Source organism: Methylocaldum sp. (assembly GCF_035627495.1).
Classification (GTDB): Bacteria; Pseudomonadota; Gammaproteobacteria; order Methylococcales; family Methylococcaceae; genus Methylocaldum.
Genome location: NZ_DASPLO010000139.1, coordinates 11,788 through 36,664, shown reverse-complemented (window position 1 = coordinate 36,664; position 24,877 = coordinate 11,788). Strand labels below are relative to the sequence as shown.

Annotated in this window: 25 protein-coding genes and 1 pseudogene; 3 read left to right on the top strand and 23 right to left on the bottom strand. The window is 58.4% G+C overall.

The window, feature by feature from the left end; translation table 11 throughout:
* A partial coding sequence (locus VEB01_RS11185; protein ID WP_324872942.1) for a transposase occupies positions 1 to 262 on the top strand: 262 nt, incomplete at its 5' end.
* Between the two features lie 43 nt (positions 263 to 305).
* Positions 306 to 605: pseudogene (locus tag VEB01_RS11180) on the top strand (integrase core domain-containing protein); the annotation flags it as partial.
* Between the two features lie 49 nt (positions 606 to 654).
* Here the strand turns inward: VEB01_RS11180 and VEB01_RS11175 are convergent.
* From VEB01_RS11175 to VEB01_RS11075, 21 genes are all read right to left on the bottom strand, one after another.
* Positions 655 to 1,188, bottom strand: coding sequence for a hypothetical protein (locus tag VEB01_RS11175; protein WP_324875452.1), 534 nt, complete (start codon positions 1,186 to 1,188; stop codon positions 655 to 657).
* A gap of 168 nt (positions 1,189 to 1,356) precedes the next feature.
* Entirely contained in the window at positions 1,357 to 2,580 is a 1,224-nt protein-coding gene (locus tag VEB01_RS11170; protein ID WP_324875450.1) for an ABC transporter permease, read from the bottom strand.
* Positions 2,577 to 3,320, bottom strand: coding sequence for an ABC transporter ATP-binding protein (locus VEB01_RS11165; protein WP_324875448.1), 744 nt, complete (start codon positions 3,318 to 3,320; stop codon positions 2,577 to 2,579). The genes VEB01_RS11170 and VEB01_RS11165 overlap by 4 nt, the downstream gene beginning before the upstream one ends.
* Positions 3,321 to 3,439: 119 nt before the next feature.
* Positions 3,440 to 4,591 carry an efflux RND transporter periplasmic adaptor subunit gene (locus VEB01_RS11160; protein ID WP_324875446.1) on the bottom strand — a complete coding sequence of 384 codons (1,152 nt, stop codon included), beginning with the start codon at positions 4,589 to 4,591 and terminating at the stop codon, positions 3,440 to 3,442.
* Entirely contained in the window at positions 4,588 to 6,120 is a 1,533-nt protein-coding gene (locus VEB01_RS11155; protein ID WP_324875444.1) for a TolC family protein, read from the bottom strand. Before VEB01_RS11155 ends, VEB01_RS11160 begins: the two co-directional genes overlap by 4 nt.
* Before the next feature lie 4 nt (positions 6,121 to 6,124).
* A complete protein-coding gene (locus tag VEB01_RS11150) occupies positions 6,125 to 6,565 on the bottom strand; it encodes a periplasmic heavy metal sensor (RefSeq protein ID WP_324875442.1) in 441 nt (146 codons plus the stop codon).
* A complete protein-coding gene (locus tag VEB01_RS11145) occupies positions 6,562 to 6,996 on the bottom strand; it encodes a hypothetical protein (RefSeq protein ID WP_324875440.1) in 435 nt (144 codons plus the stop codon). The genes VEB01_RS11150 and VEB01_RS11145 overlap by 4 nt, the downstream gene beginning before the upstream one ends.
* Positions 6,997 to 7,006: 10 nt before the next feature.
* The gene (locus VEB01_RS11140; protein ID WP_324875438.1) at positions 7,007 to 7,603 is read right to left on the bottom strand and encodes a sigma-70 family RNA polymerase sigma factor; all 597 of its coding nucleotides are present in this window, start codon (positions 7,601 to 7,603) and stop codon (positions 7,007 to 7,009) included.
* A gap of 248 nt (positions 7,604 to 7,851) precedes the next feature.
* A complete protein-coding gene (locus VEB01_RS11135; protein ID WP_324875436.1) occupies positions 7,852 to 8,661 on the bottom strand; it encodes an RMD1 family protein in 810 nt (269 codons plus the stop codon).
* A 22-nt stretch (positions 8,662 to 8,683) separates the two neighbouring features.
* Positions 8,684 to 9,085, bottom strand: coding sequence for a DnaJ family domain-containing protein (locus VEB01_RS11130; protein WP_324875435.1), 402 nt, complete (start codon positions 9,083 to 9,085; stop codon positions 8,684 to 8,686).
* Positions 9,086 to 9,102: 17 nt separating this feature from the next.
* A complete protein-coding gene (locus VEB01_RS11125; protein ID WP_324875433.1) occupies positions 9,103 to 9,888 on the bottom strand; it encodes a ParA family protein in 786 nt (261 codons plus the stop codon).
* A gap of 603 nt (positions 9,889 to 10,491) precedes the next feature.
* Positions 10,492 to 11,853: a chromate efflux transporter gene (gene chrA, locus VEB01_RS11120; RefSeq protein ID WP_324875431.1), complete on the bottom strand. Its 1,362-nt coding sequence runs from the start codon at positions 11,851 to 11,853 to the stop codon at positions 10,492 to 10,494.
* Between the two features lie 49 nt (positions 11,854 to 11,902).
* Entirely contained in the window at positions 11,903 to 12,436 is a 534-nt protein-coding gene (locus VEB01_RS11115; RefSeq protein ID WP_324875429.1) for an RBBP9/YdeN family alpha/beta hydrolase, read from the bottom strand.
* Positions 12,437 to 12,513: 77 nt separating this feature from the next.
* Positions 12,514 to 13,605, bottom strand: coding sequence for a sulfate/molybdate ABC transporter ATP-binding protein (locus VEB01_RS11110; protein ID WP_324875427.1), 1,092 nt, complete (start codon positions 13,603 to 13,605; stop codon positions 12,514 to 12,516).
* A 97-nt stretch (positions 13,606 to 13,702) separates the two neighbouring features.
* Positions 13,703 to 14,581 (bottom strand): sulfate ABC transporter permease subunit CysW, encoded by an 879-nt coding sequence (gene cysW, locus VEB01_RS11105; RefSeq protein ID WP_324875425.1) that lies wholly within the window; start codon positions 14,579 to 14,581, stop codon positions 13,703 to 13,705.
* A gap of 20 nt (positions 14,582 to 14,601) precedes the next feature.
* Positions 14,602 to 15,420: a sulfate ABC transporter permease subunit CysT gene (gene cysT, locus VEB01_RS11100; protein ID WP_475441772.1), complete on the bottom strand. Its 819-nt coding sequence runs from the start codon at positions 15,418 to 15,420 to the stop codon at positions 14,602 to 14,604.
* Positions 15,421 to 15,557: 137 nt separating this feature from the next.
* A complete protein-coding gene (locus VEB01_RS11095; RefSeq protein ID WP_324875421.1) occupies positions 15,558 to 16,415 on the bottom strand; it encodes an EAL domain-containing protein in 858 nt (285 codons plus the stop codon).
* A 397-nt stretch (positions 16,416 to 16,812) separates the two neighbouring features.
* Complete coding sequence (locus VEB01_RS11090; protein ID WP_324875420.1) at positions 16,813 to 17,856, bottom strand: sulfate ABC transporter substrate-binding protein; 1,044 nt, start codon at positions 17,854 to 17,856, stop codon at positions 16,813 to 16,815.
* Between the two features lie 44 nt (positions 17,857 to 17,900).
* On the bottom strand, positions 17,901 to 19,451 hold the full coding sequence (locus VEB01_RS11085; RefSeq protein ID WP_324875419.1) for a porin: 1,551 nt from the start codon (positions 19,449 to 19,451) through the stop codon (positions 17,901 to 17,903).
* Positions 19,452 to 19,624: 173 nt separating this feature from the next.
* A complete protein-coding gene (locus VEB01_RS11080) occupies positions 19,625 to 19,816 on the bottom strand; it encodes a YezD family protein (RefSeq protein WP_324875418.1) in 192 nt (63 codons plus the stop codon).
* Between the two features lie 318 nt (positions 19,817 to 20,134).
* The gene (locus VEB01_RS11075; RefSeq protein ID WP_324875416.1) at positions 20,135 to 20,497 is read right to left on the bottom strand and encodes a hypothetical protein; all 363 of its coding nucleotides are present in this window, start codon (positions 20,495 to 20,497) and stop codon (positions 20,135 to 20,137) included.
* A gap of 418 nt (positions 20,498 to 20,915) precedes the next feature.
* Here VEB01_RS11075 and VEB01_RS11070 point away from each other — a divergent pair, with 418 nt between their 5' ends.
* Positions 20,916 to 22,199 carry an oligosaccharide flippase family protein gene (locus VEB01_RS11070; protein WP_324875415.1) on the top strand — a complete coding sequence of 428 codons (1,284 nt, stop codon included), beginning with the start codon at positions 20,916 to 20,918 and terminating at the stop codon, positions 22,197 to 22,199.
* Positions 22,200 to 22,233: 34 nt separating this feature from the next.
* Here VEB01_RS11070 and VEB01_RS11065 read toward each other — a convergent pair whose 3' ends face one another.
* Both VEB01_RS11065 and nadD read right to left on the bottom strand, forming a co-directional pair.
* On the bottom strand, positions 22,234 to 24,114 hold the full coding sequence (locus tag VEB01_RS11065; RefSeq protein WP_324875413.1) for a PhoX family protein: 1,881 nt from the start codon (positions 24,112 to 24,114) through the stop codon (positions 22,234 to 22,236).
* Between the two features lie 97 nt (positions 24,115 to 24,211).
* On the bottom strand, positions 24,212 to 24,838 hold the full coding sequence (nadD, locus tag VEB01_RS11060; protein WP_324875411.1) for a nicotinate-nucleotide adenylyltransferase: 627 nt from the start codon (positions 24,836 to 24,838) through the stop codon (positions 24,212 to 24,214).
* Positions 24,839 to 24,877 lie beyond the last annotated feature (39 nt).

Genomic DNA, 24,877 nt, shown 5'->3' with positions numbered 1-24,877 from the left:
TTGGACGCGCTTGACCGTGTTCTTCGATTATCCGCCGGAGACCCGCAAAGTGCTGTACACCACCAACGCCATCGAATCGCTTAACTTCAGCCTGCGTAAGTTGCTTAAAACCCGCGGCGCGTTTCCGAACGATGAGGCGATTCTGAAAGTCCTGTACCTTGGGCTGCAACGGATCGAGAAGAAATGGACCATGCCGATCCAGGATTGGAAGCGGGCTTTGAACCACTTCGTGATCCTGCTGGGCGATCGCGTCACCCTGTGAACTAATCCCAGTTACACACTTAACTTGACACCCCCCTCCGACCCGGGGCAGCCAGTACTGCGCCAGCCGTTACCAAGCCTTGTTGAAGCAGTTCCACATGTGCCCCTCCATGAGTCGCCGGGGCAACTGTTACGACAATGCGCCGATGGAAAGCTTCTGGGGCACGCTGAAGAACGAACTGGTCCACCACCGGCGTTATGCCACGCGGGAGGAGGCTCAGGCAGACATTACCGAGTACATCGAAATCTTCTACAACCGTCAAAGACGGCATTCGCGGCTCGGCAATCTTGCCCCGGCTGTATTCGCCCAACAGGCGTTGGCGAAGCAGGCGGGGCTTAACTGATGGCCTCCACTATTGACGACCTAGGTCACAGTTCCTTCGTCACCGCATCCTATAGACCTATGTCATTCTTAAGTTCAGGAAGACTCTTCGGTGAGATTTGGCCTTGTGCTAGCAGTGCCAAATACGCGGACAATAGGCGCTCGTCGTAGTTTGCCGCGTCCGCGAAGAACGGAACTGCAGCTTTAAAAGTTTTCAAGACTTTCTCTTCATCTGGCCGTGCCCACATCTTGAACATAGCTATTCTTGGGCCGTTCGGACGAATGTTCTTAATTCTTTCCTTGTCACTCATTGACCCAACCGGAAGATAGGGCTTGAGTTCACGCCGCGAAACGAAAAGTGATCCAAGCGAGTTCTGCTTTCCTGTGAACCAATAGACTTCTTGATATGGAAAGAACTCACTGAGATCTTCTCTTAGCCAATCCACGCGCGTGCCCTTGAAGCGCTCTAATCCGATAAGGCGCTGGAGATGCTGGCGAGAGAAGGCAAGGCCATCAAGGCTTAGCAGCCAGCATTGGATCACAGCGAATAGCGCCGCAGTGCGATGTTGCCGCCTTGCCCCTTCCCTCAAGTCAATCTGCTTCATACTATCGCTGCCCCCCAGACAGTGCTAATGTTTAAATTGCTGGCTTACGAAAAGCAGATGCTACGTCGCTTTTCGCGAGCCCTTCAGATACTAGATATTCCCGCATACCTTGATCGCCAACAGCTTTCAATATTGAGAAATACTAAAGGTGGTTACCCCCCGCCTCCATTACTGATACCGCAACGCCTCGATCGGCCTGAGCTCCGCCGCTTTGCGTGCCGGGTAGAAGCCGAAGAAGATGCCTACCGCCGCGGCGACGGTAAAGGCAAGCAGGATAGACCAGAGGGTGACGACCACGGTCATGCCGCCCAGGCCGGCGGCCAGCCAGGCTCCGGCGAAACCGATGGCAGCGCCGATCAGGCTGCCGGCTAGGGAGATGATCAGGGCTTCCAGCAGAAATTGCAGCAGAATGTCCCGCCGCCGCGCGCCGATGGCGAGGCGGATGCCGATCTCGCGGGTTCGTTCGGTCACCGAGACCAGCATGATGTTCATGATGCCGATGCCGCCCACCAGGAGGGATACCGAGGCGATGGCGCCCAGCATCATCGACATGGCGCGGGTGGTTCCGGCGGCGGTTTGGGCGAGGGCGGTCAGGTTGCGGATCGTGAAGTCGTCTTCCTGCCCCGGCCGGATGCGGTGCCGGGTGCGCAAGAGATCGATCATGTTCTTCTCCGCAGTTGGCATCAGTTCGCCGGATCGCGCTTTCGCCATGATGAAGCGGACCATGCCCGGAAATGGGTTGCCGAACAGTTGGCGCTGCGCGGTCGTCAAGGGCACCATCGATGTGTCGTCCTGATCGCGCCCATCGAGGCTTTGCCCTTTGGGGCCGAGAACGCCGACGACGAGGAACGGGCTGTTTTTGACGCGCACGGTCTTGCCGACCGGATCTTCATCGCCGAACAGGTTGCGGACCACGGTCTGCCCGAGCACGATGACCCGCGTCGCCGAGCGCACGTCGCTGTCGGTGAACGCCGCGCCGGAAACCGGATACCAGTCGCGCACCTCGAAATAGGCCGGGGTGGTGCCCATGATCGCCGTGGTCCAGTTGTTGGAGCCGTAGATCACTTGCGCGTTGTTGGGATACGAGGGCGCGACCGCGGCGATTTCGGGCAATTCGCCGATGGCCTGGGCATCGGCGGCGGTGAGGGTAGGCACGGTGCCGCCGCCCATACGGACGCCGCCCGAGGTCGAGGAACCGGACAATATGATGAAGAGATTGCTGCCCATCGAGGCGATGGCGTCGCTCACCATGGATTGCGCACCCTGTCCGATCGCCATCATCAGCACCACGGCGCCGACGCCGATAATCATGCCGAGCATGGTGAGCGCGCTCCGCAGCCGGTTGGCGCCCATCGCCTGCAGCGCTTCTTCCAGGAGGCTGCCCAGCATCATCGGTGCGACCCTCCCAGGATCGTTTCCACCGGACCGTCCTCGGCGATATGCCCGTCCACGACATGGATCAGGCGCTGGGCATGGCGCGCCACGTCGGACTCGTGAGTCACCAGAATGATGGTCAGACCCTCATTTCGGTTGAGGCGTTCGAATAAGGCCATGATTTCTTCGCTGGTATGGGTGTCAAGATTGCCGGTGGGTTCGTCCGCCAGAATCAGCGGCGGCGTATTGGCCAGAGCACGGGCGATGGCTACCCGCTGCTGTTGTCCGCCCGATAACTGCGTGGGACGGTGACGGGCGCGCTGGCCGAGGCCCACCTGTTCGAGAAGCTTCAGCGCGCGGGCCAGGCGCTCCTCGCGGCCCACGCCGGCATAGAGCAGCGGCAGCGCGACATTGTCCTCGACCGTTTTGCGGGGCAGCAGGTTGAAACCCTGGAAGACGAAGCCGATGGTGCGATTGCGCAGATCCGCCAGCTCATCCGTCTCGAGGCGGGCGGTATCGGTGCCGTTCAACACGTAGCGGCCGCTGCTCGGAATATCGAGACAGCCCAGGATGTTCATCAGCGTCGATTTGCCGGAACCCGAAGGTCCCATGATGGCGACGAACTCCCCCGCATCGATCGTGAAATTCAGACGATGCAGCACCGGCAGAGTTCCGGAATCGCCGACGGGATAGTCTTTGACCAGATCGACGACTTCGATGAGAGGGCGGGGTAAAGCTCCTTCCCTCGGCTTTAACACGTCTTCGCTCTCTGGGCGTAAATCGCTATACAAACTGCTAAGTCCTTGTATTCACGTCCCATCCCTTGGCAAAGGGAGGGTTAGAGTGGGGGAAGCGACGCATTCTTACCGAATCTTCGCTAGAACATCCTGACCCTGAAGGAGCCTCCGCCGGGGCCGCCGCCCTGAGTTGGTTCGGCTCGATGCTTTTGCTGGTCTTCCGTTACCAGGGCATCGCCTTCCTTGAGATCGCCTTCGACGAGTTCGGCGAACTTGCCGTCGGCGATTCCGGTGCGCACCGGCACGGCGACCGCCTGTCCGTCTTCCAAGCGGTAAACCGCCTTCTCCTTGGGCTTGGGGGCTTTCGCTCCTTCTGCCGGTTCGTAACGCAGCGCGGCCAGCGGCAGCTTCAGCACGTTCTTGCGCTCGTCGATGACGATGCTGACGAAGGCTGTCATGCCGGGCAGCAGGATTTCCTCGGGATTGTCCACGTCGATCACGACATTGTAAGTCACGACATTTTGGAGGACCTGCGAGTTCAAACGGATCTGCCGCACCGTTCCGACAAAGTCCTGTCCCGGAAACGCATCCACCGCGAAATGCACCGTCTGGCCGACCTTCGCCTTGCCCACGTCGGCTTCGGCGACCGTGGTGTAAATCTGCATCCGCTTTAAATCCTGCGCGATGCTGAACAGGGTAGGGGTCTGGAAGCTGGCGGCCACGGTCTGGCCCACATCGACATTCCGCGACACCACCACGCCCGACACCGGCGAGACGATCACGCTGTAGCGCAGATTGGTTTCGTCGCGATGCACCTGGGCCGTGGCGGCGGCCACCTGAGCCTTGGCCGCTCCCAGCGCCTGGATGGCCTGGTCCAGTTCGGCGCGGGCGATATAGTCCTGCCCGAACAGGGCGCGGGCACGCCGCTCGTTGGCTTCCGCCAGTTGCAGCGAGGCCCGTGCATTGGCCAGGTTGGCCCGGCTCTGGTCGAGCTGAGCGCGGAATAGAGATGGGTCCAGTTCCGCGAGGACCTGATCGGCCTTTACCCGGTCGTTGAAGTCCGCGTGAAGAGTCTGGACCGTGCCGGACACCTGGGTGCCCACGTTGACCAGCACTACGGGATTCAAAGTCCCGTTGGCGGAAACGGTCTGCAGGATATCGCCCCGCGCGACCGGAACGGTGCGGTACGCCGAAGCATCGGTGGAATGCCGGTTCTTGTTCCACAAGGCGAATCCGCCCGCGACTAGGGCCAGGACGAGTAACAGGAGTAATAGTTTTGAGCGCGACATCATGAACCTTTATCGAGGAGCTTATCCTTCTTTCGCATCATCCGCGAACCGGCGCCGACTTCGGTCGGGTCCAGGCCGCCGAGCGCCTGCGCCAAGCGGGCTTTGCCGATATGCCAGTTGTAGCGGGCCTGGACATGCTGCAAACGGGCATTGGCAAGACCCGCTTCGGCGTTCAGAAGTTCCAGGATACTGCCCGCCCCGGCTTTATAACGGCCCAAGGCCACTTTTTCCGCCTGGGTCGCGCTCGCCAACAGATCGTCCGTGCTGGACAGCGTTTCCCGGGTGGTATTCAAATCGAAATAAGCGCGCCACACGTCCAGGGCAACCGATTGGTCCAACTGATCCCGGGTGGCTTCCTGAACCGATACCTGTTCCTCGGCGCTGCGAATCTGGTAGGTATTGGCAAAGCCGGTAAATAGCGGCACGCTGAGTTGCAGGCCGACCGACCAGCTTTGGAAGCTTTGCGAGATGCTGGAATCGCTGTAGGCGTAATTGCTCACGAGGGACAAGGTTGGTAGACTGCCCGACCGAGCCGATCTTACGTTCGCCTCTGCGGCTCGGACCTGAGCCTCGGCCGCGGCCAAATCCGGACGTAGCGCCTTGGCTTCTTCGATCAAAGCGTGTACGTCTCGTTCCCGCTCCGCATCCGGCTCGATGAAAGCGGGCGGCTCGATGTCCAATGACGCATGGGGCTTGAGGCCCATGGCGTTGGCCAGGACGCCCAGGGCGTTCTGCGCGTCGCCGGTCGCTCTCTGGCGGTTGAGCTTGGCTTGCGCATAGGCGGTTTGGGCTTGCAGCTTATCGGCGAGCGCCGCCGCGCCGACCTCGTAACGAACCGCTGCGGCCTTGAAAGCTTCCTCGCTGGAGCGCTCGGAAGCCTCGGTGGCTTCGAGCGCCGAGCGGGTCGCGAACAATTGGTAATAGGCCTGCACCGCCGTGAACAACACGTTTTGCAGCGTCGAGGCGTGGCTCCAGTTGGCGGCATCGAGCGCCGCCCACGCATTTTCCACTCGCGCGGACCGGCCGCCGAAATCGAACAACAGATAGTTTAGGCTCACCGAGGGCGTAATCCGGAATTGTTCCCTACCCCCGACAGCTCCGCCACTGACTCCCTGCCCCGGAGTGAGACCCAAAAACTGGCTTTGAGATACGGTTCCGGAGCCGGTCTGCCCGTACGAGGCCGTGGTGTTCAGGTTGACCGTCGGAAGATAGGCGGCTTCCGCTATGCCGAGCTGGGCCGACTGGACGCGTGCATTCGCCCAAGCTTGCCGCGTTTGCGGGTTATGGCAAAGCGCCTGGTCGATGATATCGAGCAAGGACCAGGCTTGGTTGGCGCGGGAATCTCCGGGGCAGGGATCGCCCAATCCGGGTTTGCGGACCGATCGTGCCGGATTCGGCGCTACGGCTTCGCGGGTACCGAGGGGATCTTCCAGGAATGGCGGGCGTTCCGCGGCCGGCAAACCGTCAGATACGAACAAACCAACGATCAATACGAACCGCAACCCGATGACCGGGCTAATTCTTCTGCCCATGGATTTAGCGTTCGCGTTTTTCGAGTAAGCGCCGGCGTCCCTCTCCCGACAACTCGGGAGCGGCCGTCGAAATCACCGAGTGCAGCGTAGCTTGCAGCGCGGTCATGGCGCGATCGCTCCGCGTCAAGGCCGCTTCCAGGACCTCCCGGTCGAATGGCTCGGCTTGAAGCGTCCGTCTTATCTCGTCGCGGGAGGCACGCACGGCCTCGATGCGGGATACCAGTTCCGGCCGCTGCGCATCCAGGGCGTTGCGGAAGGTCGACGCGTCGCGCTCCGGCAGTCGTGACGTGAGCCGTTCCTCGAAAGATTCCATCGACAGCCAGGGGCGCCGGTGCTGGTGTTTGAAAGCGCCGACGCCGAGCCAGGCCAACAGGAATACGTTGAGTAGTAGCGATCCCAGAAGAATGAAGGCGGTCGTCCGGGACGACAAGCTGAAAGGCTTCATCGTTCGCTGAAATCCTCTTGCATGGGGCTTAGGGCAGCCGTGTTGAGCCAATCTTCGGAGGTCGTGCCGTTGGTTCCGCCGCCATACCAGCCTAAAAGGCAACCCATGATCAGAGCGAGACCGAAGGTGGCCATACCCGGCCAATACGAGGCGAAGGGCCAAACGACGATATCGGGCTGCGGCGCGATAGGAGGCATGGACTGTTGCGGCAACGCGAGGGCCTGTTGGATGATGCGTTGCGCCAGATGCTCGGAAGGCGCTTCGCCCTGCCAACGATCGAGCACACGGTCCAGGCGCTCGGCTTCCGAGCGCTCGTTTCGAAAGCGCGGGGTCCCGGCCAGCCAGTGCCAGAGCCGATGATGTTTCTTCGGCCAGCGCCGGGTATCGGCCCCGAAGGCGGCGAGATGGTGTTTGAGGCGGGTCAATATCATCGGACTCCTCCTAAGTTCGGATCAACGGGGCCAGACGTTCGCGCAATGCGCGGCGCGCCCGGACCAATAAAGCTTCCAAGGCGCCCACCGAGATGTCGAGGATCTCGGCCGCTTCGGCGTTGCTGAACCCTTCGTAATAACACAAGGCCAAGGCGGTTCTCTGCCTCACCGGCAGTTCCTCGATGGCCAAGGCGACCTGCTCGGTCTGCTGTTGTTGAAAGAGTTCGGATTCCAGGTCGCTTCGGGCCTCGATGAGCGGTTCGTCATCGCCCCAGGGCTCGTAGCGGTCTCCGCGGCGGCGATCGATACACAGATTGACGACAATCCGTCCCAGCCAGACGGCGAAAGTGCCTTTCTGCGGGGACCACGTTCCGGCATTCACCCAAACCCGCAGAAACGCGTCCTGCAGAATTTCCTCGGCCTCCGCCGATAGCCCGCTGATCCGCCGCGCCAGCGCATACATGCGGGGGGTATGGCGGTGAACCAATAAGGAAAAGGCTTCATGATTGCCTTGAACGACGCGACCCATGAGGACTTCGTCGCCAGCCGCGGGGGCATCGCTCTTCTGCTCCCGTTGTCGGGATTGAAGTCCGGTGCCGGATTTCATGATCAAACAGGACAAATCGCCCACAACAAATCGCGGTTTAATGGTTCACCGATCCGGCCGGAGCGGTGGCAGGCCAACGGCGCCCGTTCGAGAGCGGGTTTGGATTCGCGGCTGGGATTTTCTGAGTGCGCATCTGAAAGAGGTATGTACCGAGGGAATTCGCGAAAAGGCTTTCATATACCCATATACGGAGGTGCGGGAAAAAACCTACGCTCGATTTGAGATATCGGGAAATGAGTGAGGGTCGGTCAGAAGAACTTCTCGTGCAACGACAGGATTACTTCCAGCACGATAAGGATAACGATATACCACTCCACGCGGAGCGTCTGGCGGCTGTTGACCAGGTCCAGATAAGTTTCCGCGGTGCGGGAGATCAGTTCCAGCTTGCGCGACAGCGCCAGATCCCGGTCGCGGAGTTCGTACTCGTAGGCCAGCCGTTCGTAGAGGCGATCGAGTTCGATATCTTCCCAGGTAATCTCCGGCTTTTCGGTGATTTCGACACGGCCTACGGTCCGGGTCAGAATCAAGAGGACATTGCCGATCTCGTTGAGGATTTCTTTCTTGTCGCGGGCGGGGCCGAGACCTTGGCACAGGCGTTCCGCCAGGCGCTCGATACGGTCGAACACTTCGCCGACGCTGCGCTCGTAATAGCCGAGCACGCAACTTTTCGCCAGCACGTGGGCGACCACTTGCATCCGCCCCCCGGTGGCCTGGCTAAGGCTCAACCGCCCATCCGCGCCGAGGCGCTCGGGCCGGTCGGGATCGATAACGATATCCACTTCGTCGGATTCGGGTTGAGCGAAGGCATTTTGGACCGACGGGGACAGACGTTCGAGAATTTCCGATTCCTCGGATCTCGTGAGACCGATGAGCACGACGACGCCGAAGCGGAAGATAAGACTGTAACCCCGGGTCCCCACCAGCATGGTCAGCGGGCCCAAGGTGAGCCTGTTGCCGCGCTCCAAATCCCGAACGTCGATGCGGGTTCCCAGAAACCAGGCTTTGGCGCGTAAAATTTCGGCTGGTTCGGCTGTCTTTCGAATGTCCTCCGTTTGCACCGGCGCTGTTCCTTCGGGCTATTTAGCGGGTTTTGGGCATTGTATGTCTCTGGGCGAATCTTTGGGCGACTTGCCTGTAGTACCGGTCGTGCAGCGCCAGGCTGCCTCCCCGCATCTCGCCCAATCTCTGCACGAGGAGATGCAGCCGGTTCATGCCTTCCCGGTATTGCGCCGACGAATCGTCGCACAGTTCGAGCAATCGGCCGACGTCTTCGATCTCCCGCCGCAAACGCACTTCCTCGGGGACATAACCGGCATTCTTGAGAATCCGGTAAGCCATCCTAAGATCGGCGGGCACCAGGGCCAGGTCTTCTTCGTCGGGGATGGGTTTGCCCGCGCCGGGCAAATTCTTCAAGTCGCCGCGCTCGATGGCTACGCGGATTTTTTCCTCCGCAATTCGATCGAGAAATGCGAGCGTACTCATGGATTTGCGAAGAGCCGTTAGCGGTTTCTCTCGTGAATTTCCCGGTGCAGCGCTTTATATTCTTCGGAGAGCTTGTGTTCCGGAGCGTAGTGAATCAGCGGTTTGGCTTGGCTATGCGACTCGCGTACCTTCACGGAAGGCGATAGCTTGGTTTGCAATACCGGGTGACCCTCCGCGATCAGTTCATTGACGAGTTGCTGCGGCAGATTGGCGCGGTTCTGGAACTGGTTGACGATGATGCCCTCGATCTCCAGCGCATCGTTGTGGTCCGCTTTGATCTCGCCGATCACGGCCAGAAGGTTGTACAGAGCTTCCCGCGAAAAGGCATCGCAATCGAAGGGGATCAGGCAGTGCCGGGCGGCGATTAGCGCCGAGCGGCTGTAGAAATTGAGCACCGGCGGCGTGTCGATGTAAATCCGCTCGAACTCGCTGAGGGCGTCCAAAGCCTCGCGCAATTTGTAAATCTTGTAACGGGATTCGAGCCGGCTTTGCAGCGGTTCCAATTCGGGGTGCGAGGGGACGATATGGAGGTTCGGGAACGGCGTTTCATGTACGGCACCATTCAAGCCGGTGTTCTGGCTTTTGCCGAACAGGTTCAAGCTCAAGGTTTCCTTGAAGAACTGGGCGATGCTGGCGTCCGGGTCGGCCACCTTGTGGCCCAATAAGTAATGAGTGGAGTTGCCCTGGATATCGAGGTCGACGACCAGCGTTTTCTTGCCTTCGGCGGCGCTGATGGCAGCGAGATTACAGGTGATCGTGGACTTACCGACCCCCCCTTTCTGATTAAAAATAACCCGACGCATAAAAACTCTCTTGATGAATGGGTAAAAAGTAGTCAGAAGAGTATAGAGAACAATGGCGTCAGATAGCTAGGAGAGCTCCCAACAAATCAAGAAACCGCTGGTGTTGAGCCCTTCGACTGCGCTCAGGATGAACTCCGCGAAGCGGCGTCGAAACACGGAAGTCGAACACTTGGATTCCGCGCTAGAGTATTTTCAAATCTGATGTATGGGGGTTCGGTATTGTCCCGTTAGGGCGTGCCCGAGCATCGCCGCCTGGAGCCGGACCAGCCCGCAAGGGGCGCGGCAGGAAGCCGCGCGGCGACAAAGGCACACGGACGTGCCTTTTGTCGCCCCCGGCTCCAGGCGGTGACGCGCAGGAGCAGCGCGCCGTCCGGGTGCCCTTTCTTTGGGTTACTTTTCTTTGGGCAAGCAAAGAAAAGTAACTCGCCCGCGGGGCGAGACCCACTCTCAAACAAGGCGCCGCCAACGGCGGCCTCCTTTTCTTTACAACGCATCACGTGACTAAACCCATACATCAGAACTGAAAACGCGTTAGCGCAGCGGGAACGCTCATGAGCCCCACAGGTGCAGCCCGGCAACTTGGCTATTCGGGGCGTAACGAGATCAAAGCGCGATGATGTGGTAGGCGAGCCCCGCGGTCGCGCAGAACCCGATCAATGGAATGACGCCCATTTTGAAGCGGAATAACGCAATTGCCGAGACCAGAGTGATCCCGACGGACAGCCAATCGACAGGACCGCTCAAGCCTTTCGGCCAGAACAGGTGATAGGCGAAAAACACCGCGAGATTCAAGATCACGCCCACCACGGCGGTCGTGATGCCGGTCAAGGGCGCGGTGAATTTGAGGTCGCCGTGGGTCGCTTCGGCCAGCGGACCGCCCAACAGGACGAACAGGAACGACGGCAGGAACGTGAAATATGTTGCGATCACCGCCCCGGCAGCGCCCCCGAGCAAGGGGGCGCTGCCGATCAGATCTTTACCCCAGCCCGCCACGAAGCCCACGAAGGTGACCACCATGATCAAAGGGCCCGGTGTCGTTTCGCCCAGGGCCAGCCCGTCCATCATTTGAGTAGCGGTTAGCCACTGGTAGTGTTCGACCGCCCCTTGATAAACATACGGCAGCACCGAATAGGCGCCGCCGAAGGTCAGCAATGCCGTCTTGGTGAAGAACCAGCCCATCTGAACGGCGTCTCCCTGCCAACCCTGATGCTGAGCGAAAAGCGCCAGAGCCCCGCCCCACAAGGCCAGCCCGACGACCGCCAAGCTTATCAGCCTTGGCCAGGACAGCTTTGCATGATCCGGCGTCGATGTGTGGTCGTCGATGATCGCCGCGCCAAAGGTCTTGTCCGGGTTTCCGTGTCCGCCGGCGGCTTGGAAAAAGCGCGGTGCGAAACGTCCGCCCAATGCACCAAAAAAGGCGGCGGCCAGGACAATGGCGGGGAACGGAACGGCGAACACCGAAATGGAGAGGAAGGCCAGCACCGCCAAGCTCCACAAGACAGCGTTTTTCAGCGCCCGCGAGCCGATGCGGTAGGCGGCGAACACGACGATCGCCACGACGGCCGGCTTGATGCCGTAAAGCACGCCCGCAACCGCCGGGAGATTGCCGAAAGCCATATAAATCCAGGACAGCAGAATCAGGATGGCCAGGGAAGGCAATATAAACAGGATGCCGGCGGCAATCCCGCCTCTCAGTCCGTGCAGCAGCCAGCCGATATAGGTTGCCAGTTGGAGCGCTTCCGGCCCCGGCAGGAGCATGCAGTAATTGAGGGCGTGAAGATAGCGGCGTTCCGAAATCCAGCGACGGCGTTCCACCAGTTCCTGATGCATGATGGCGATTTGGCTCGCCGGCCCCCCGAAGCTGATAAAGCCCAGTTTCAGCCAAAACCGCAAAGCCTCGCCGAAGCTGACGGTCGGGCGTTCATTTATAGCGAGGCATTCGATCGGGCTGTTTTGTTCGTTCATTATATTTGCCGATGGTTTGGAGCGGCCCGGTAAGCGGCCGCGGGTTATTTTAACCGTCAATCAATCGGCGCAGCAGTTCGAATCCTTCCTCCCAATCGCCCAAGCCGCTTGAGGCATTGATATGTCCGCAGGGTGCGACCTCGACAAACCGGCTGCCCCAGGCCGCCGCACAGCGTCGCGCATAGGCCGGACTGCCGTAGGGATCGTCGGGGCTGGCAACGACGGTGCTCGGGAACGGCAGACTTACGCGGGGCACCGGCGAAAAACCTACGGCTCCTCTCGGAAAGCTCGCCAGACCGGGATCGGGAGCCGCGACCAGCAAGGCTCCGCGAATCGAACGCCGAGTCCGCTGCGCCCAGTGGGCAACTAGGAGACACCCCAGGCTGTGCGCAACGAGGATTGTACGCGGCCCCGACTCTGAAACGGCGATCTCCAGTTGTTCGATCCATTCGTCGCAAACCGGCTTATCCCATTCTCTTTGCTGAACCCGGCGGAACGCCGGATGGTTGATTTCCCACCGGGTTTGCCAGTGTTCGGAACCGGAGTTGCCGACACCGGGAAGTATGAGCACCGGGGGCTGCATTCAAATCTCCAAAAAATCAGTTTATGTTGAATGTTTCGGTAATGTGGGCCGTGCGCTTTCGAAACCTCGGCAATCTGCTACAGATTGGCAACCTCCAGCGGTGTTTCCAATTTCGTGTTGCCGTCGAATGTCCGCAGGCGCTTCGGCTGCAGGTACACTTTTTCGCCTTGGCGCAAGCCTTTGCGACTAAATTGATCCCGCGTCAACTCGACTTCCACGGCGCCGCGGCCGTCCACGCGTTCCAGTTCGACGCGCACGGTGGCCCCCAGCGGACGGATGTCGCGTATTTTGGCGGCAATGGTGCCAGTGCCGCCATCCCGCAGGATTTCGATTTCATGCGGACGCACGTAGAAGATTGCGGATTCCGGATGATCCGCGCCGCCGGCGAGATCCACTTCGGTTTCGCCGATACGGGCATGGCCGTCGTGAACACGCCCGTGAAACAGGTTGACGTCGCCCAGGAATTGATAGACGAAAGGGGTTTCCGGATGATCGTACACCTCGTCGGAGGTCCCGATCTGCTCGACCCGGCCCTCGTTCAGCACCACCACCCGGTCGGCCACTTCCAGGGCTTCTTCCTGATCGTGGGTGACGAATACGCTGGTGACGTGCAATTCATCGTGCAAGCGCCGCAACCAGCGGCGCAAATCCTTGCGGACCTTGGCATCGAGGGCGCCGAACGGCTCGTCGAGCAGCAGCACCTTGGGTTCGACCGCCAAGGCGCGGGCCAGAGCGATGCGCTGCCGCTGGCCGCCCGACAATTGGCCGGGATAGCGGTCGGCCAGCCAGTCCAACTGAACCAGGTTCAGCAACTCGTGCACCTTGCGCTGGATTTCGCTCTCCGGGGGCCGCTGGCCTCTCGGCCGGACCCGGAGCCCAAAGGCGATATTCTCGAATACCGTCATGTGTCGGAACAGGGCGTAGTGCTGAAACACGAATCCGACCTGCCGGTCCCGCACATGGCGGTTGGTCGCGTCTTCGCCGTGAAACAGGATCGAACCCGCATCGGGCGCCTCGAGTCCTGCGATAATACGCAGCAAGGTCGTTTTGCCGCAGCCGGAGGGACCCAAAAGCGCCACCAATTCGCCGCTGCCGATGCCCAGGCTGATGTTCTTCAGAGCCCTAAACCGGCCGAAGGATTTTTGGATGTTTTTTATTTCGATGCTCATGTAAGGGTGCTCCTAGGTTAGGAAGAGCGGGTTAGCCAGAAATGCCGCAATTCGTCATATGGCGTTGATTCGGTGGGTTACGCTGCGCTAACCCACCCTACGACTGATCGACGGCCTGCTCTTTGAGCCGCCACTCCAGTACGCTCTTGGCAGCCAGCGTCACCAGGGCCAGCAGCGCCAGAATGGAAGCTACCGCAAAGGCCGCGGCGCTGTTGTATTCGTTGTAAAGAATCTCCACGTGCAGCGGGATGGTGTTGGTCATTCCCCGGATGTGGCCGGAGACCACCGAGACCGCTCCGAACTCGCCCATGGCGCGTGCGTTGCAGAGGATCACCCCGTACAGCAAGCCCCATTTCACGTTGGGCAGGGTGACGCGCCAAAAGGTCTGCCAGCCCGAGGCGCCCAAGACGATCGCGGCTTCTTCTTCCTCGGTGCCCTGCGCCTGCATGAGTGGAATGAGTTCGCGGGCGATGAACGGGAAGGTGACGAAAATCGTGGCCAGGACGATGCCGGGCACGGCGAAGATCAGCTTGATGTCGTGGGCTTGCAGCCAAGGGCCGAGCCAGCCCTGGAGGCCGAACAACAGGACGTATATCAGCCCCGATACCACCGGAGATACCGAGAACGGCAAGTCGATCAAGGTGATCAGCAGGCTTTTTCCGGGAAATTCGAACTTGGCGATCGACCAGGCGGCGGTAATGCCGAATCCCATGTTCAGCGGCACGGCGATGGCCGCCGCCAAGACCGTCAGCCAAATGGCGGAAAGCGCATTGGGTTCCGTCAGCGCGGTTCCATAAGTGGACAAACCTTTGCTGAGGGCCTGGCTAAACACCACGGCCAGCGGCAAAAACAGAAAGCCGATCAGAAAAACCAGGGCCAAGGCGATCAGCAGCCAGCGGATGAGCGCCGGCTCGCGATTCGTGCGGCCAACGGTGCGGGTGCGGCTGAGCGGTGAAGAAATGGCGACCGAAGACATTCGGGGATTCCTTGTAAAGGTTAGGCGCGGCGCAGTTGGCTCCAGCGCTGGAGCCCGTTGATGGCCAGCAGCAGGCCGAACGAGACGATCAGCATGGATACGGCCAAGGCCGTGGCGCCGGCGTAGTCGTACTGCTCCAGCTTGGTAATGATGAGGAGCGGCGTGATTTCCGAGACCATCGGAATATTGCCGGCGATGAAAATGACCGAACCGTACTCCCCGACGGCACGGGCGAAGGCCAAGGCAAATCCGGTCAGGAGCGCGGGCAACAGCGTCGGAAAGATAATCTTTTGGAAAGTCTGCCAACGATTGGCCCCCAGGCTGGCCGCCGCTTCTTCCAACTCGGTCTCGAAGTCCTCCAGAATCGGCTGAACCGTGCGGACGACAAAAGGCAGGCCGATGAACGTCAACGCAATAATCACGCCGATCGGCGTATAGGCGATCTTGATACCTAGAGGCGCGAAGAATTGCCCGATCCAGCCCTTGCTCGAATAAAGCGTGGCCAGCGCGATGCCAGCCACGGCAGTCGGCAAGGCAAACGGCAAATCCACGAAGGCGTCTATGAGTTTTTTGCCGAAAAAGTCGTAGCGGACCAGAACCCAGGCCAGCAATAGCCCGAACAGGGCATTGATGAACGCGCCCGCCAACGCGGCGCCGAAGGTCAGCTTGTAAGACGCCAGGACGCGCGGCGCGGTGATTACGGCCCAGAATCCGTCCCAGCCCAAGGTGGCGCTTTTCAGAAAGGTTGCCGAAAGGGGAACCAGCACGATGAGACTCAAGTACAGTAACGTGAATCCCATCGTTATCGAAAAACCGGGCAAGACACCGTGTCTTTTCAGCATCGCCAAGTGAACTCCCATGAGGTATCAGGTTGTTTTCTTGTACGATAACAACAAACATTTATTCATAAAAAGAATAAAAAATCATTTTCTTATAATTTAAATGAATTAGCCGGCGAGATATCACCGGCCAAGGCTTACACGGTGCAATCGTCAAGGATGCGCTCCGGTTTTCGAGCGGCGCACCGTTCGTAGTAAATCCCCTTGACCAAATCGGCTTGTAACAGCTTTGCCAAATCGGCATCGGCTTCACTGTTAATCCTTTCAATCAATAACTGGGTGTCCAGGCGGCGGATGGCCGATAACAAGGACGAGCGCCGTCGATAATTTTCCGGATCGCGGGTCAGTTTGGGAAAGAATTGGCTGTCGAACCGCACGAAATCCGGCGTGAAGCGGTAGAGGAATTCGATGCAGTACCGTTCGAGGAAGCTTTCGCCTGCGCGATCGTCAAATTTGATCGCCGTCGAGTAGCCGCGGTCACGATAATTTCTCAGTCTTTCGAGCAGCAGGATCAGGTGCCGGTCGTAGACCGGGCTTACCAGCAGCGTAATGACGACACGGCGGGTCAAAAGGCCGCAGCGTTGGATGATCTCTTCGAAATAGGCGCCGTGGTCCCGTTTCACGGCGAGGACATGACGCGGATGCACATGGAGAAACAGGTGTCCCTCTTCGTGGGCGACCGGCAGGTAATTAAGCATGTGAACCGTGCGGTTTAGACGGTCTAAATTCACGATATTGAGGGCTTCGTCCGAGGTCGGGGTTTGAAAGGGCGGATTCGGGGCGCCCTGGACGTCCGGTACGATCGAGGATGTATCGTGGCCGATCACGAGCGACGGCGATTCAGCCAGACGCACCGGCTCGAGAATGCTGCCGAAACACAGGCCCCCAAAAGTCCCTTCGACCTGCGTGCCGTTAAGCCGGAGCGGCGGATTGCTAAGTCCTTGCTCTTCGGTGAAGCGCTGATTGAAATATTCGACGAGTTGTTGCAGTGGCATGGGGAGAGTCTCCTTGATCGAAAGTGCCCACAGGGAAGGCAGACAATTCCGGTCTGCCAGCGGGTTTATAAGCAGCTTTAAGGCTCTGGAACCTGACTATCCCGTCTTGGAATGCTTAGGATATGGCCGAAATCAACGTTCCGATTCGTGTGTCTGGTGTAGGGTGGGTTAGGCGCGCATCGCACGGAACCGGCAAAGTTCCTTTGGTATTTCCGCGCGCCGTAACCCACAAGGCAAGGCTGCTGCGGTACCGGTGGGTTACGGCGCGCGGAGAGTCCTGTGGCCAGGAATGGCTCGTGGCAGTGCGCGCCTAACCCACCATCGATGGGTTTCGCTTCGCTCTACCCATCCTACAATCGTTTTCGAGTAGAACGGGATCTTATTGGTGGCCAAATCCTTAGCGTCCTGAGCCATAAAGCTGATCGAACACGCCGCCGTCCGAGAAATGGGTCTTTTGGGCCTTGTTCCAGTCGCCGAAAACATCGGAGATCCTGAACAGCTCGAGCTTTTTGAATTGATTGCCGTATTTGGCCAGGATCTCCGGATCGCTGGGCCGATAGAAATGCTTTCCGGCAAGCTCCTGGCCCTCCTTGCTGTAGAGGTATTCCAGGTACGCCGTTGCCAGCTTTTCCGTGCCATGGCGCTTGGCCACGTCGTCCACCACCGTGACCGGCGGTTCGGCCAGAATGCTAAGAGAAGGCGTGACGAGCTCGAACTTCTGGTTGCCGTGTTCCGTGCTACTGGATTGGCTGTATTCCTTGAGTATCAAATAAGCTTCGTTTTCCCAGGTGACCAGTACGTCGCCAATTTCCCGCTCGGCGAACGTGACGGTGGAGCCGCGCGCGCCGGTGTCCAGTACCGCCGCATTTTTGTAGATCTTTTGCACCAGATCCTTGGCGGACGCTTCGCGTCCCTGCTTTTTCAATCCATATCCCCAGGCGGCGAGATAGATCCAGCGAGCGCCACCGGACGTTTTCGGATTGGGCGTGACGACCGAAATACCGGGCTTGGCGAGGTCGTTCCAGTCCTTGATGCCTTTGGGATTTCCCTCGCGCACCAGGAACACCATGGTGGAGGTGTAAGGGGCGCTGTTATTCGGCAGGCGAGACTGCCAGTTTTCCGGGATCAGCTTGGCTTTTTGATACAACTGGTCGACGTCGTAGGCCAGGGCCAGCGTCACCACGTCCGCGTCCAGCCCGTCGATCACCGCGCGCGCCTGCTTGCCGCCGCCGCCGTGGGATTGCTTGATGGTTGCCGTGTCCCCGGTCTTCTCACGCCAGTACTTGGCGAAGGCCGCGTTGTACTCTTCGTAGAACTCCCGGGTGGGGTCGTAGGACACGTTAAGCAGGCTGACATTAGCGGCTTCCGTTACGGCGGAAGCGGCCAGGACCGTGCCGAGCAGCAATACGCTCAGCGCGTTGCTTATATTTTTCAATTTCATGAATTGACTCCTTAAGTAAGAGGAAGTAAGAGGCGGAGAAATGGTCAGAACACTAACTGGAACCGCGTTGCGAACACTTTTTCCGTCGGGCGGTCCCTCCCGCCGGCAGCGCCGCCGTCGAAATAAGTCTGCTCGTAGTCGGCCATGAGCCGTGCGTTTCTGGTCAGGAACCAATTCACGCCCAGTGCCCAAGCGGTTGCCTTGCTGACGGATCTGGACGGATTGACATACACGAACGTATCGTCGTCGATGTCCAATTCGCTCCAGCGCGCCGCCACTTGCCATGCTCCCCACTGGCCGTTAAACGGATTGAAGGCTTGCCGTGGTTTGACGCTCTGGAACGTGTTGTCTTCGCCGGTGATCACATAAGAGGCCTGAACCTGCCAGGCGGTGTTGTCCTGCTGAATCCGTCCGGTTTGGCCATTTCGGCGTCCGAGTAATTGCTGGGACGACAGAACATACTCGCCCATCAACCCGTAAGGCCCGTAATACCAATATGCCTGCGGGTAAACACGATAATGATCGCCGTCGGCAACGAGCGAGTTTGTTCCGGTTCCGAGCTGGCCATAATCCAAGATCCTGTTTTGCCCGATCGCGCTGTTTATATTCACCAGCACCGCCCGCTTGGGCAGTTCCCAACTGCCGGCTATGCCGATTCCGAGGCCTTCGAGTGCGGCGATACCACCGTGCTGGAATGGGTGTGTCCAGAGACGGCCGGCGAATTCCTTGTCGTCGTCGATGTCCGTGTCGATGGAGCCATTGTCGCCCGCGCCGTTGAAAACGCCGAGCTGGTAGCTGAAGAAGTTCTTGAAATCCACCGGTCCGCCGTACTCGGTCTGGTAGCCGGGCTTGGCGAATTCGCCGTGGAGCATGACCCCGATGTCGCGATTGCTCGCCAGATAAGTGGGGTAGGCGCGCTCCAGGAACGTACCGTCGGCGTCGCCTTGCAGTCGCTCCAAACTGATTGGCGTTTTCTGTTTACCGAAGTTGGCGCTGGCGAAATGGAAGTAGTGGGCATCGATGAACGCGTCCGCCAGAATGGTTCTGCCATTGCCGAAATCGGGCATGATCTTGAAGTCCAGAAATTTCCACAGCGTACCCTCCAGCCAGATACGGGCCTGCTTGAGCTCGAACCTATCCGCCAGATTGCTGGTATTGTGTAGACCCGCCGGCGTCTGGTTATCGTCCATAAAGAATTTGTAGTCGGCTTGCACCGAACCGCGCAGACGCACGACATGCTCGTTATCGGGCGAAACGAATCGAATGCCATTGGACCCCGCTTCGAGCTTCGGGGTTTTCTTGGCGTTTTCTATGGCGACTTCATCGGCGACCTCGAGCTTGCGCTCCAGGATCTTCACCTTCTTGTCGAGTGCCTTGACGTCCGGTTCAGGCGTTGTCGATGCGGCTGCAGGCTTATTCGAACGAAGCTTTTGGTTTTCCTCTTCGGAGGCTTCCAGTCGCCTCTCGAGTTCCAGGATGTGGCGTTCCAGTTTTTCGAAACGCTGTTCGGCGGTAATGGCCGCGGCTTCGGGTGCGAGTCCAAGCCAGGCGCTGCCCACCCCAGCCGCCCACAGTAAAGACCATCGGTTCTGCATGTCGTGACCCCTTGTTATGACATTCAGGCAGTTCCGGTGATCCGGTCAGCATGCCGAGTTGTATTTTTCTTGTTGAACCTCCGGTGAACCGGTGGGTTGATCTTGATGATTGAAAAGCGGGATTCGAACTGCGAATCGCAGCGAGCCGCGGTGTTTAGGCCGGGATATCGGCCTTAATCCGCGGGTACGGCGGGACAGGAGATGTTGAGGCGGAGCTTTTCCTTACGTTCGATCTGCACGATACGTCCGTCATGCACGATGATTTCGACCGCGCCAAACCGGAGGCCTTGTAAGGCTTCCAGGATTTTTTTGGCTGTCAGCGATGCCTGTGAATCTTGATAAAGCAAACGATTGTCGAGAGTCATAGTGCAAGCCTGGGCTTTTTAGCTGATGTTGAGTCTTTATTTCTACGATTCTGCGTTTGGAGGCTTTACTCCATTTTGTTGTTGTGCAGGAGTAAGGCCGTACCTTCGAATCGTCGTTGGAGGCATGTTAACAATGACATTTAAAACAAAAAAGGAATAAAAAATATAATATATATTCTCTTAAGTTATAAAAGTTGGTTATGAGCGTCGTTTGGCTGCAGCATAGGCCGAAGTTTTATATGCGGTGAAAAGGACGCAGTCAGGCGGAATAAAGAGTCGAACATTCCAGGCGAATAGATAAGCCGCGATGCTCCCGATTTATTTGTTCCCTCGATCCTTCATTTCAGTGCCTTGTTCCATGAGCTTCTGGATATGTTCCTGCATCATATCCGGATCATGGGGTGACATCCGGGTCTGCAGAAGTTTGAGGTGCTCCAGTTTGAGGCGCTCCCGTTCGTCCTCAGTCTTGGCGTCCCGAATCTCGTGCATCAGATCGTGCATTTTCAATAGATATTCCTGCCTCTGTTTCAGGCGTTTTATCTGTTCTTCCCCGCCTCCGATTTCAGTTGAAGCCTCACCGCTTTGCGGCGACGGAGCGGCTTTTTTCCCTTCCGCCAGGACGGGGAGGTTAAAGATGTTCAAGCCCACGAAAACGATCAGCGCTTTTCCCGTCTGTTTCATAGCTACGCTCCTTTATGCCGGGTGTTGGCATCGTTTCGAAATTTCCTTCTACCTTAGACGGCGTCGAAACGGCTCGATTCGGCCCTGGGGAGGTTGGAAAAGATTCTTTTAAGAAGAAACTTTTCGGTAGGTTTAAGTCTCCGACTCTTGCCGGCGTGGTAGTAGGCAATCGAGTTTGTCGGCGAAGTTCGGTTTCATTCGCCAAGGAGATTTGCCGAATCTCGAACGATCCTCGGGCAAGCACTGGCATAATAGAACTTTAGCCGCCTACACACGAAGGCGGCTAGTTTGGGGTTAACCGGTTCCCGAGGTCATCGATCAGTAATAAAACCAGTAAAAAATTTACACTAATAAAAGTATAAATTCGGCTTAAACGGATTTTCTCCATACCCCACCGACCACACCCATACTCGCATTCATGGTGACTCAGTCCTTATCGCGCGCCGAATATTCCGGCTCTCTGGTCTTGTGCGTGCTCGCGCTGATGAATTATCTGCTGTTTTACGTCGTCAATATCACATTGGCGCGAAACCTTTCTGTTCGGGATTTCGACGATTTCAGCGTAGCGCTGTCCGTGATCGCGATTTTGTCCACCGTCGCCACTCTCGGATTGGATAAATATGCCTTGCGCTGCATTCCGGTCTACAGGGAAAGGGGAGACTGGGCGCATGCCTTAGGATTTTGGAAATTCTCCCTCCGCACGATGGTGTTCTTTAGCCTCTTCCTGGCGGCTTTCGTGGGACTGACGTTGGAGGCTATCCTCGTCAGCCAGGATGCCAGTTCTCACATTGCTATCGTCATTCTGGCTTTGTTCTTGCCGGTCATCGCACCCGCGTTGTTCTTGGTCGAGGTGGTTACGGCAAACGGGGGGCAAATCGAGGCCGTCGTGATTTACCGGCTGCTTTTGCCGATTACTTTTCTCTTATTTATCTGGTTGATTTTCTTATTCGACTTACCGATGACGGCTGTTGGCGTCGTCTCCGGGTATGGGTTGGCCTGGCTGTGGACGTTGGGCGCCATTCACCAGTTGGCCCGGTTCACGATGCCCGAAGAAGCTTGGCGGGCCAAGCCATCCTTTTTAAAAATCAAATGGGTGCGCCGATCGGTGCCGCTGTTGCTGAACAGTTGGATGTTGAGCGTGATGGCCGGATCGGGGGTGATCGTTCTGGAACTGTTGTATCCCTCCGACGCCATCGTGGGAACCTATGCTGTCGCCGCGCAGACGGGTACCTTTATCGTACTGCTGGCCAATACGGCCAACCGGTTTTATCTGCCTCTGACGTCGTTGTTCATGGAGCGGTCGGATGGCTCAGCCTTGCGCCGGCTGATGCGGCATCGGCTCATGGTGGTGGGTGGATTGGCGGTCGCCTTCCTTACGGCCGTAGTGACGTTCGGGCAGGCCATTCTCGATTGGTTCGGCCCCAATTTCAGCCACGGTTACGAGGCGCTTTGCGTGCTCGCGGTAGGCGCCTCGATCAATGCGGTTTTCTCCGATTCGCCGTATTACCTGCAGTTCATGAAGCGGAGCCGCAGCGTGTTCGTGTCGACCAGTTTTGCGGTCGTCATCAATCTGGTGCTCAGCTTTTTCTTGTCTGAACGATTGGGTGTGCTCGGCGCGGCTTACGGCTACGCCCTGTCGATGTGCTTTCTGTTTATCCGCTTGCGATATCAGACACGTCGACACTTGAAGACCGTTGGATAGCCGTGACTGATTATTTAGCGTTCCGTTGTTTCCGTTATTTCAATGCAGGCAATGCGCCCTGGCGAGTACCGATGTAACCGATCGCCGCGCGGTGCAAGTAATGCCACTTCTCGTTCAATTTCGCGGTTATCAAATCCTTGTCGTGTCCCGTGTAGTTTTTATTCACTTCCTCGCCGGCATGCTGAAAATTGCTCATGATGTAGGAAAAGCCGTGGGCATTTTCGACAACCTGTAAACCGGCCGCTTCCGCGCCCATTGGCGTAGAAAGGATTCGCGTCAATCGGCGATTGTCGACGTTATAGGCCCAAACATAGTTGTTGTTGCGACGACTGGTGTCTTCGCCGATGAAGAGGGTGTGGCCCGCGGGCGAGAATTTGAGATTGTCCGGTCCGCAAACCTTGTCTTGTTCGCAGCGATTGCCGTCGGCGTCCTTTCTATCCTGACCGTTATCGTCTTTGCCCAGCCATCCGCCCAAAAGCGCCGGCACGGATTTCATGGTCGACGCCACAAATCGGCTATTAATTCCGGCCTTATGGCCGTCGTCCAATTTCAGCTCGTAAACCGCCCCGCCATCGTTTTGAGCCAATCGAATATCGCCGGCGCCATCCGCCATGCCTTTCTCGATGCGGGAAATGGCGACGTACGCCTTGCGTCCAGCCGGATCGTGGGTTACGCCTTCCATTTTGGAGAATTCCGTCGTGGCCCCCAGATAGGCGGCGTAACGGCGGGTTTCCAGAAAAGCCGCGGCTTTTTCCATGTGGGGTTTGAGCCGCAGCCATTCCGTACCGGTGTACGTGGTGACTTTCTTGTAGCCGTGGTCATCGGGGTCGGTATTGCTGGCATCGAAAATGTCGCTGAACTTGATGCCGCTATCCACCAGGGCCTTGATTTCGGCATCGGAGGCCGAACCTAGTTTGATCCATGTCAGCTTTGCCGTTCCTCCGTTCGATGTCTTGGTTTGTTTCCATTTGGCCGCGTAAAGCGCGCCTGAAGACAGGTCTTTGGGACGGTCGGAGACAAACATGAACAGCCCGGTATTGATGCCGTCATCGCCCATGTACGCCGTTCGCTGATCAGGCATCACTTCGGCCAGTTCCCGCGAAAACCGGCCCAAGGCGTAGTGTTTGACGACCGATGCGGTTCGGTTGGAGTCGATCTTCACCTCCGGCACCAGCCCGTAGTGATAGGCATTGGCGTGCGCGGCATCGCCGAAGTAGTACCGGCTGAATGAAGCGATATCGGTGGTGTCGTCGCTGTCGCCGGTTTTGGCGCCGCCGCCGCGGACTTTGGCGTCCGGTTCGTACTCTTCGCTGCCGAGATGCGTGTTCCAGGGCGAAAGCGAGGCGGCGCAAGCTATCCAAAGGCCGTTCACGTTGCCGAAGCTGATGTTTCGGTAATCCGCAACCTGCAGGGCGCCGGTGGACTTGTCTTGATCGAGCTTGGCCAGGCTCGCGGTCGCCGGCAGCTTGCTCCAAAAGCGTCCCGATTGTCCCGCGGGCGGCAGTTCCTTGTATTCGTACTGCGTCATCAAGGCTAAGGCTTCGTTTCGCGTCGCATCGGCAGCCTTCATGCCCGGGATCAGCATCAGGGAGTTGCCGTCCGGCGAATCGGAGGCGATCTGTCCGTCGGCATCGGTCAGGAGGTGATCATGGTCATCGTACAAGCCGCCTACGAGATGCCCGGCCATCGCATCGGCAGTGCCCATCAGTTCGTGATAACTCAGATCGTACGTCTGGCTCTTGCCGTTCCGGTAAACCACCTTTACCTGGGCTTTGCTGTAGATGTCGGTTTTTTCGTCGGCCGTGACGGGGACGGACATTCCGATGAATTCGATCGATTTGACGGTTGGGGCGGCGTCGACTAAGCCGGCGAAAGTCAGCAGCGAGAACGCTGCTGCAAGACCGTTCGGTTTCATGATTATTCCGAAATGGTCGATGCTAAGCGACGTTTGTTAAGGATTTATGACAGCGAGACGCTTTGATGCGCGCGGTAGCTCGACAGGTCCGGGATTATCAGTAAAGTCCTTCGTTCTGGATGAAGCGCCATACCGGGTCGGGGACCAGGTAACGGGCGCTTCTGCCGGTTCTCACGGCTTCCCGGATGCGTGTCGCCGAAATATCGAGCTGGGTGACATCGACGAAGTGGATCGATCCGGCCGGTTGGTGGTGTAGGGGAGCCGGTTGATCAGTGCGAAGCTCGGTTACATATGGCGCCAGATCGCCCGCAAAATCCGGTTCCGAGCCCGGCCGTCGCATGACGAGGATATGGGCGAGATCGGATAGCTCCCGCCATCGGTGCCAGCGGGGGAGGCCGAGAAACGCATCCAAACCGACGATCAGGCACAACGGCCGAATGCCGATCTCCGCTCGAATGGATGCCAGCGTGTCCACCATGTAGGACGGCCCCGGCCGGTCGAGTTCCTGGGTGTCGATGCGGAACCCGGGCTCCGCGTCGAGCAAGGCCAGCTCCAGCATCCTGAGGCGAAGCTCGGGTTCGGCCTCCGGGACAGCGCGATGGGGCGGCAAACGGCAGGGAACGAAGCGGACCTCGTTCAGTCCGGCCGCTTCTTTGACTTCCAGCGCCGTCCGCAAATGGCCGTAATGGATGGGATCGAAGGTTCCGCCGTAGATGCCGATCATGAGTTCTTAAGATTGGTTGAGCCGGGATGCCGGACCAAC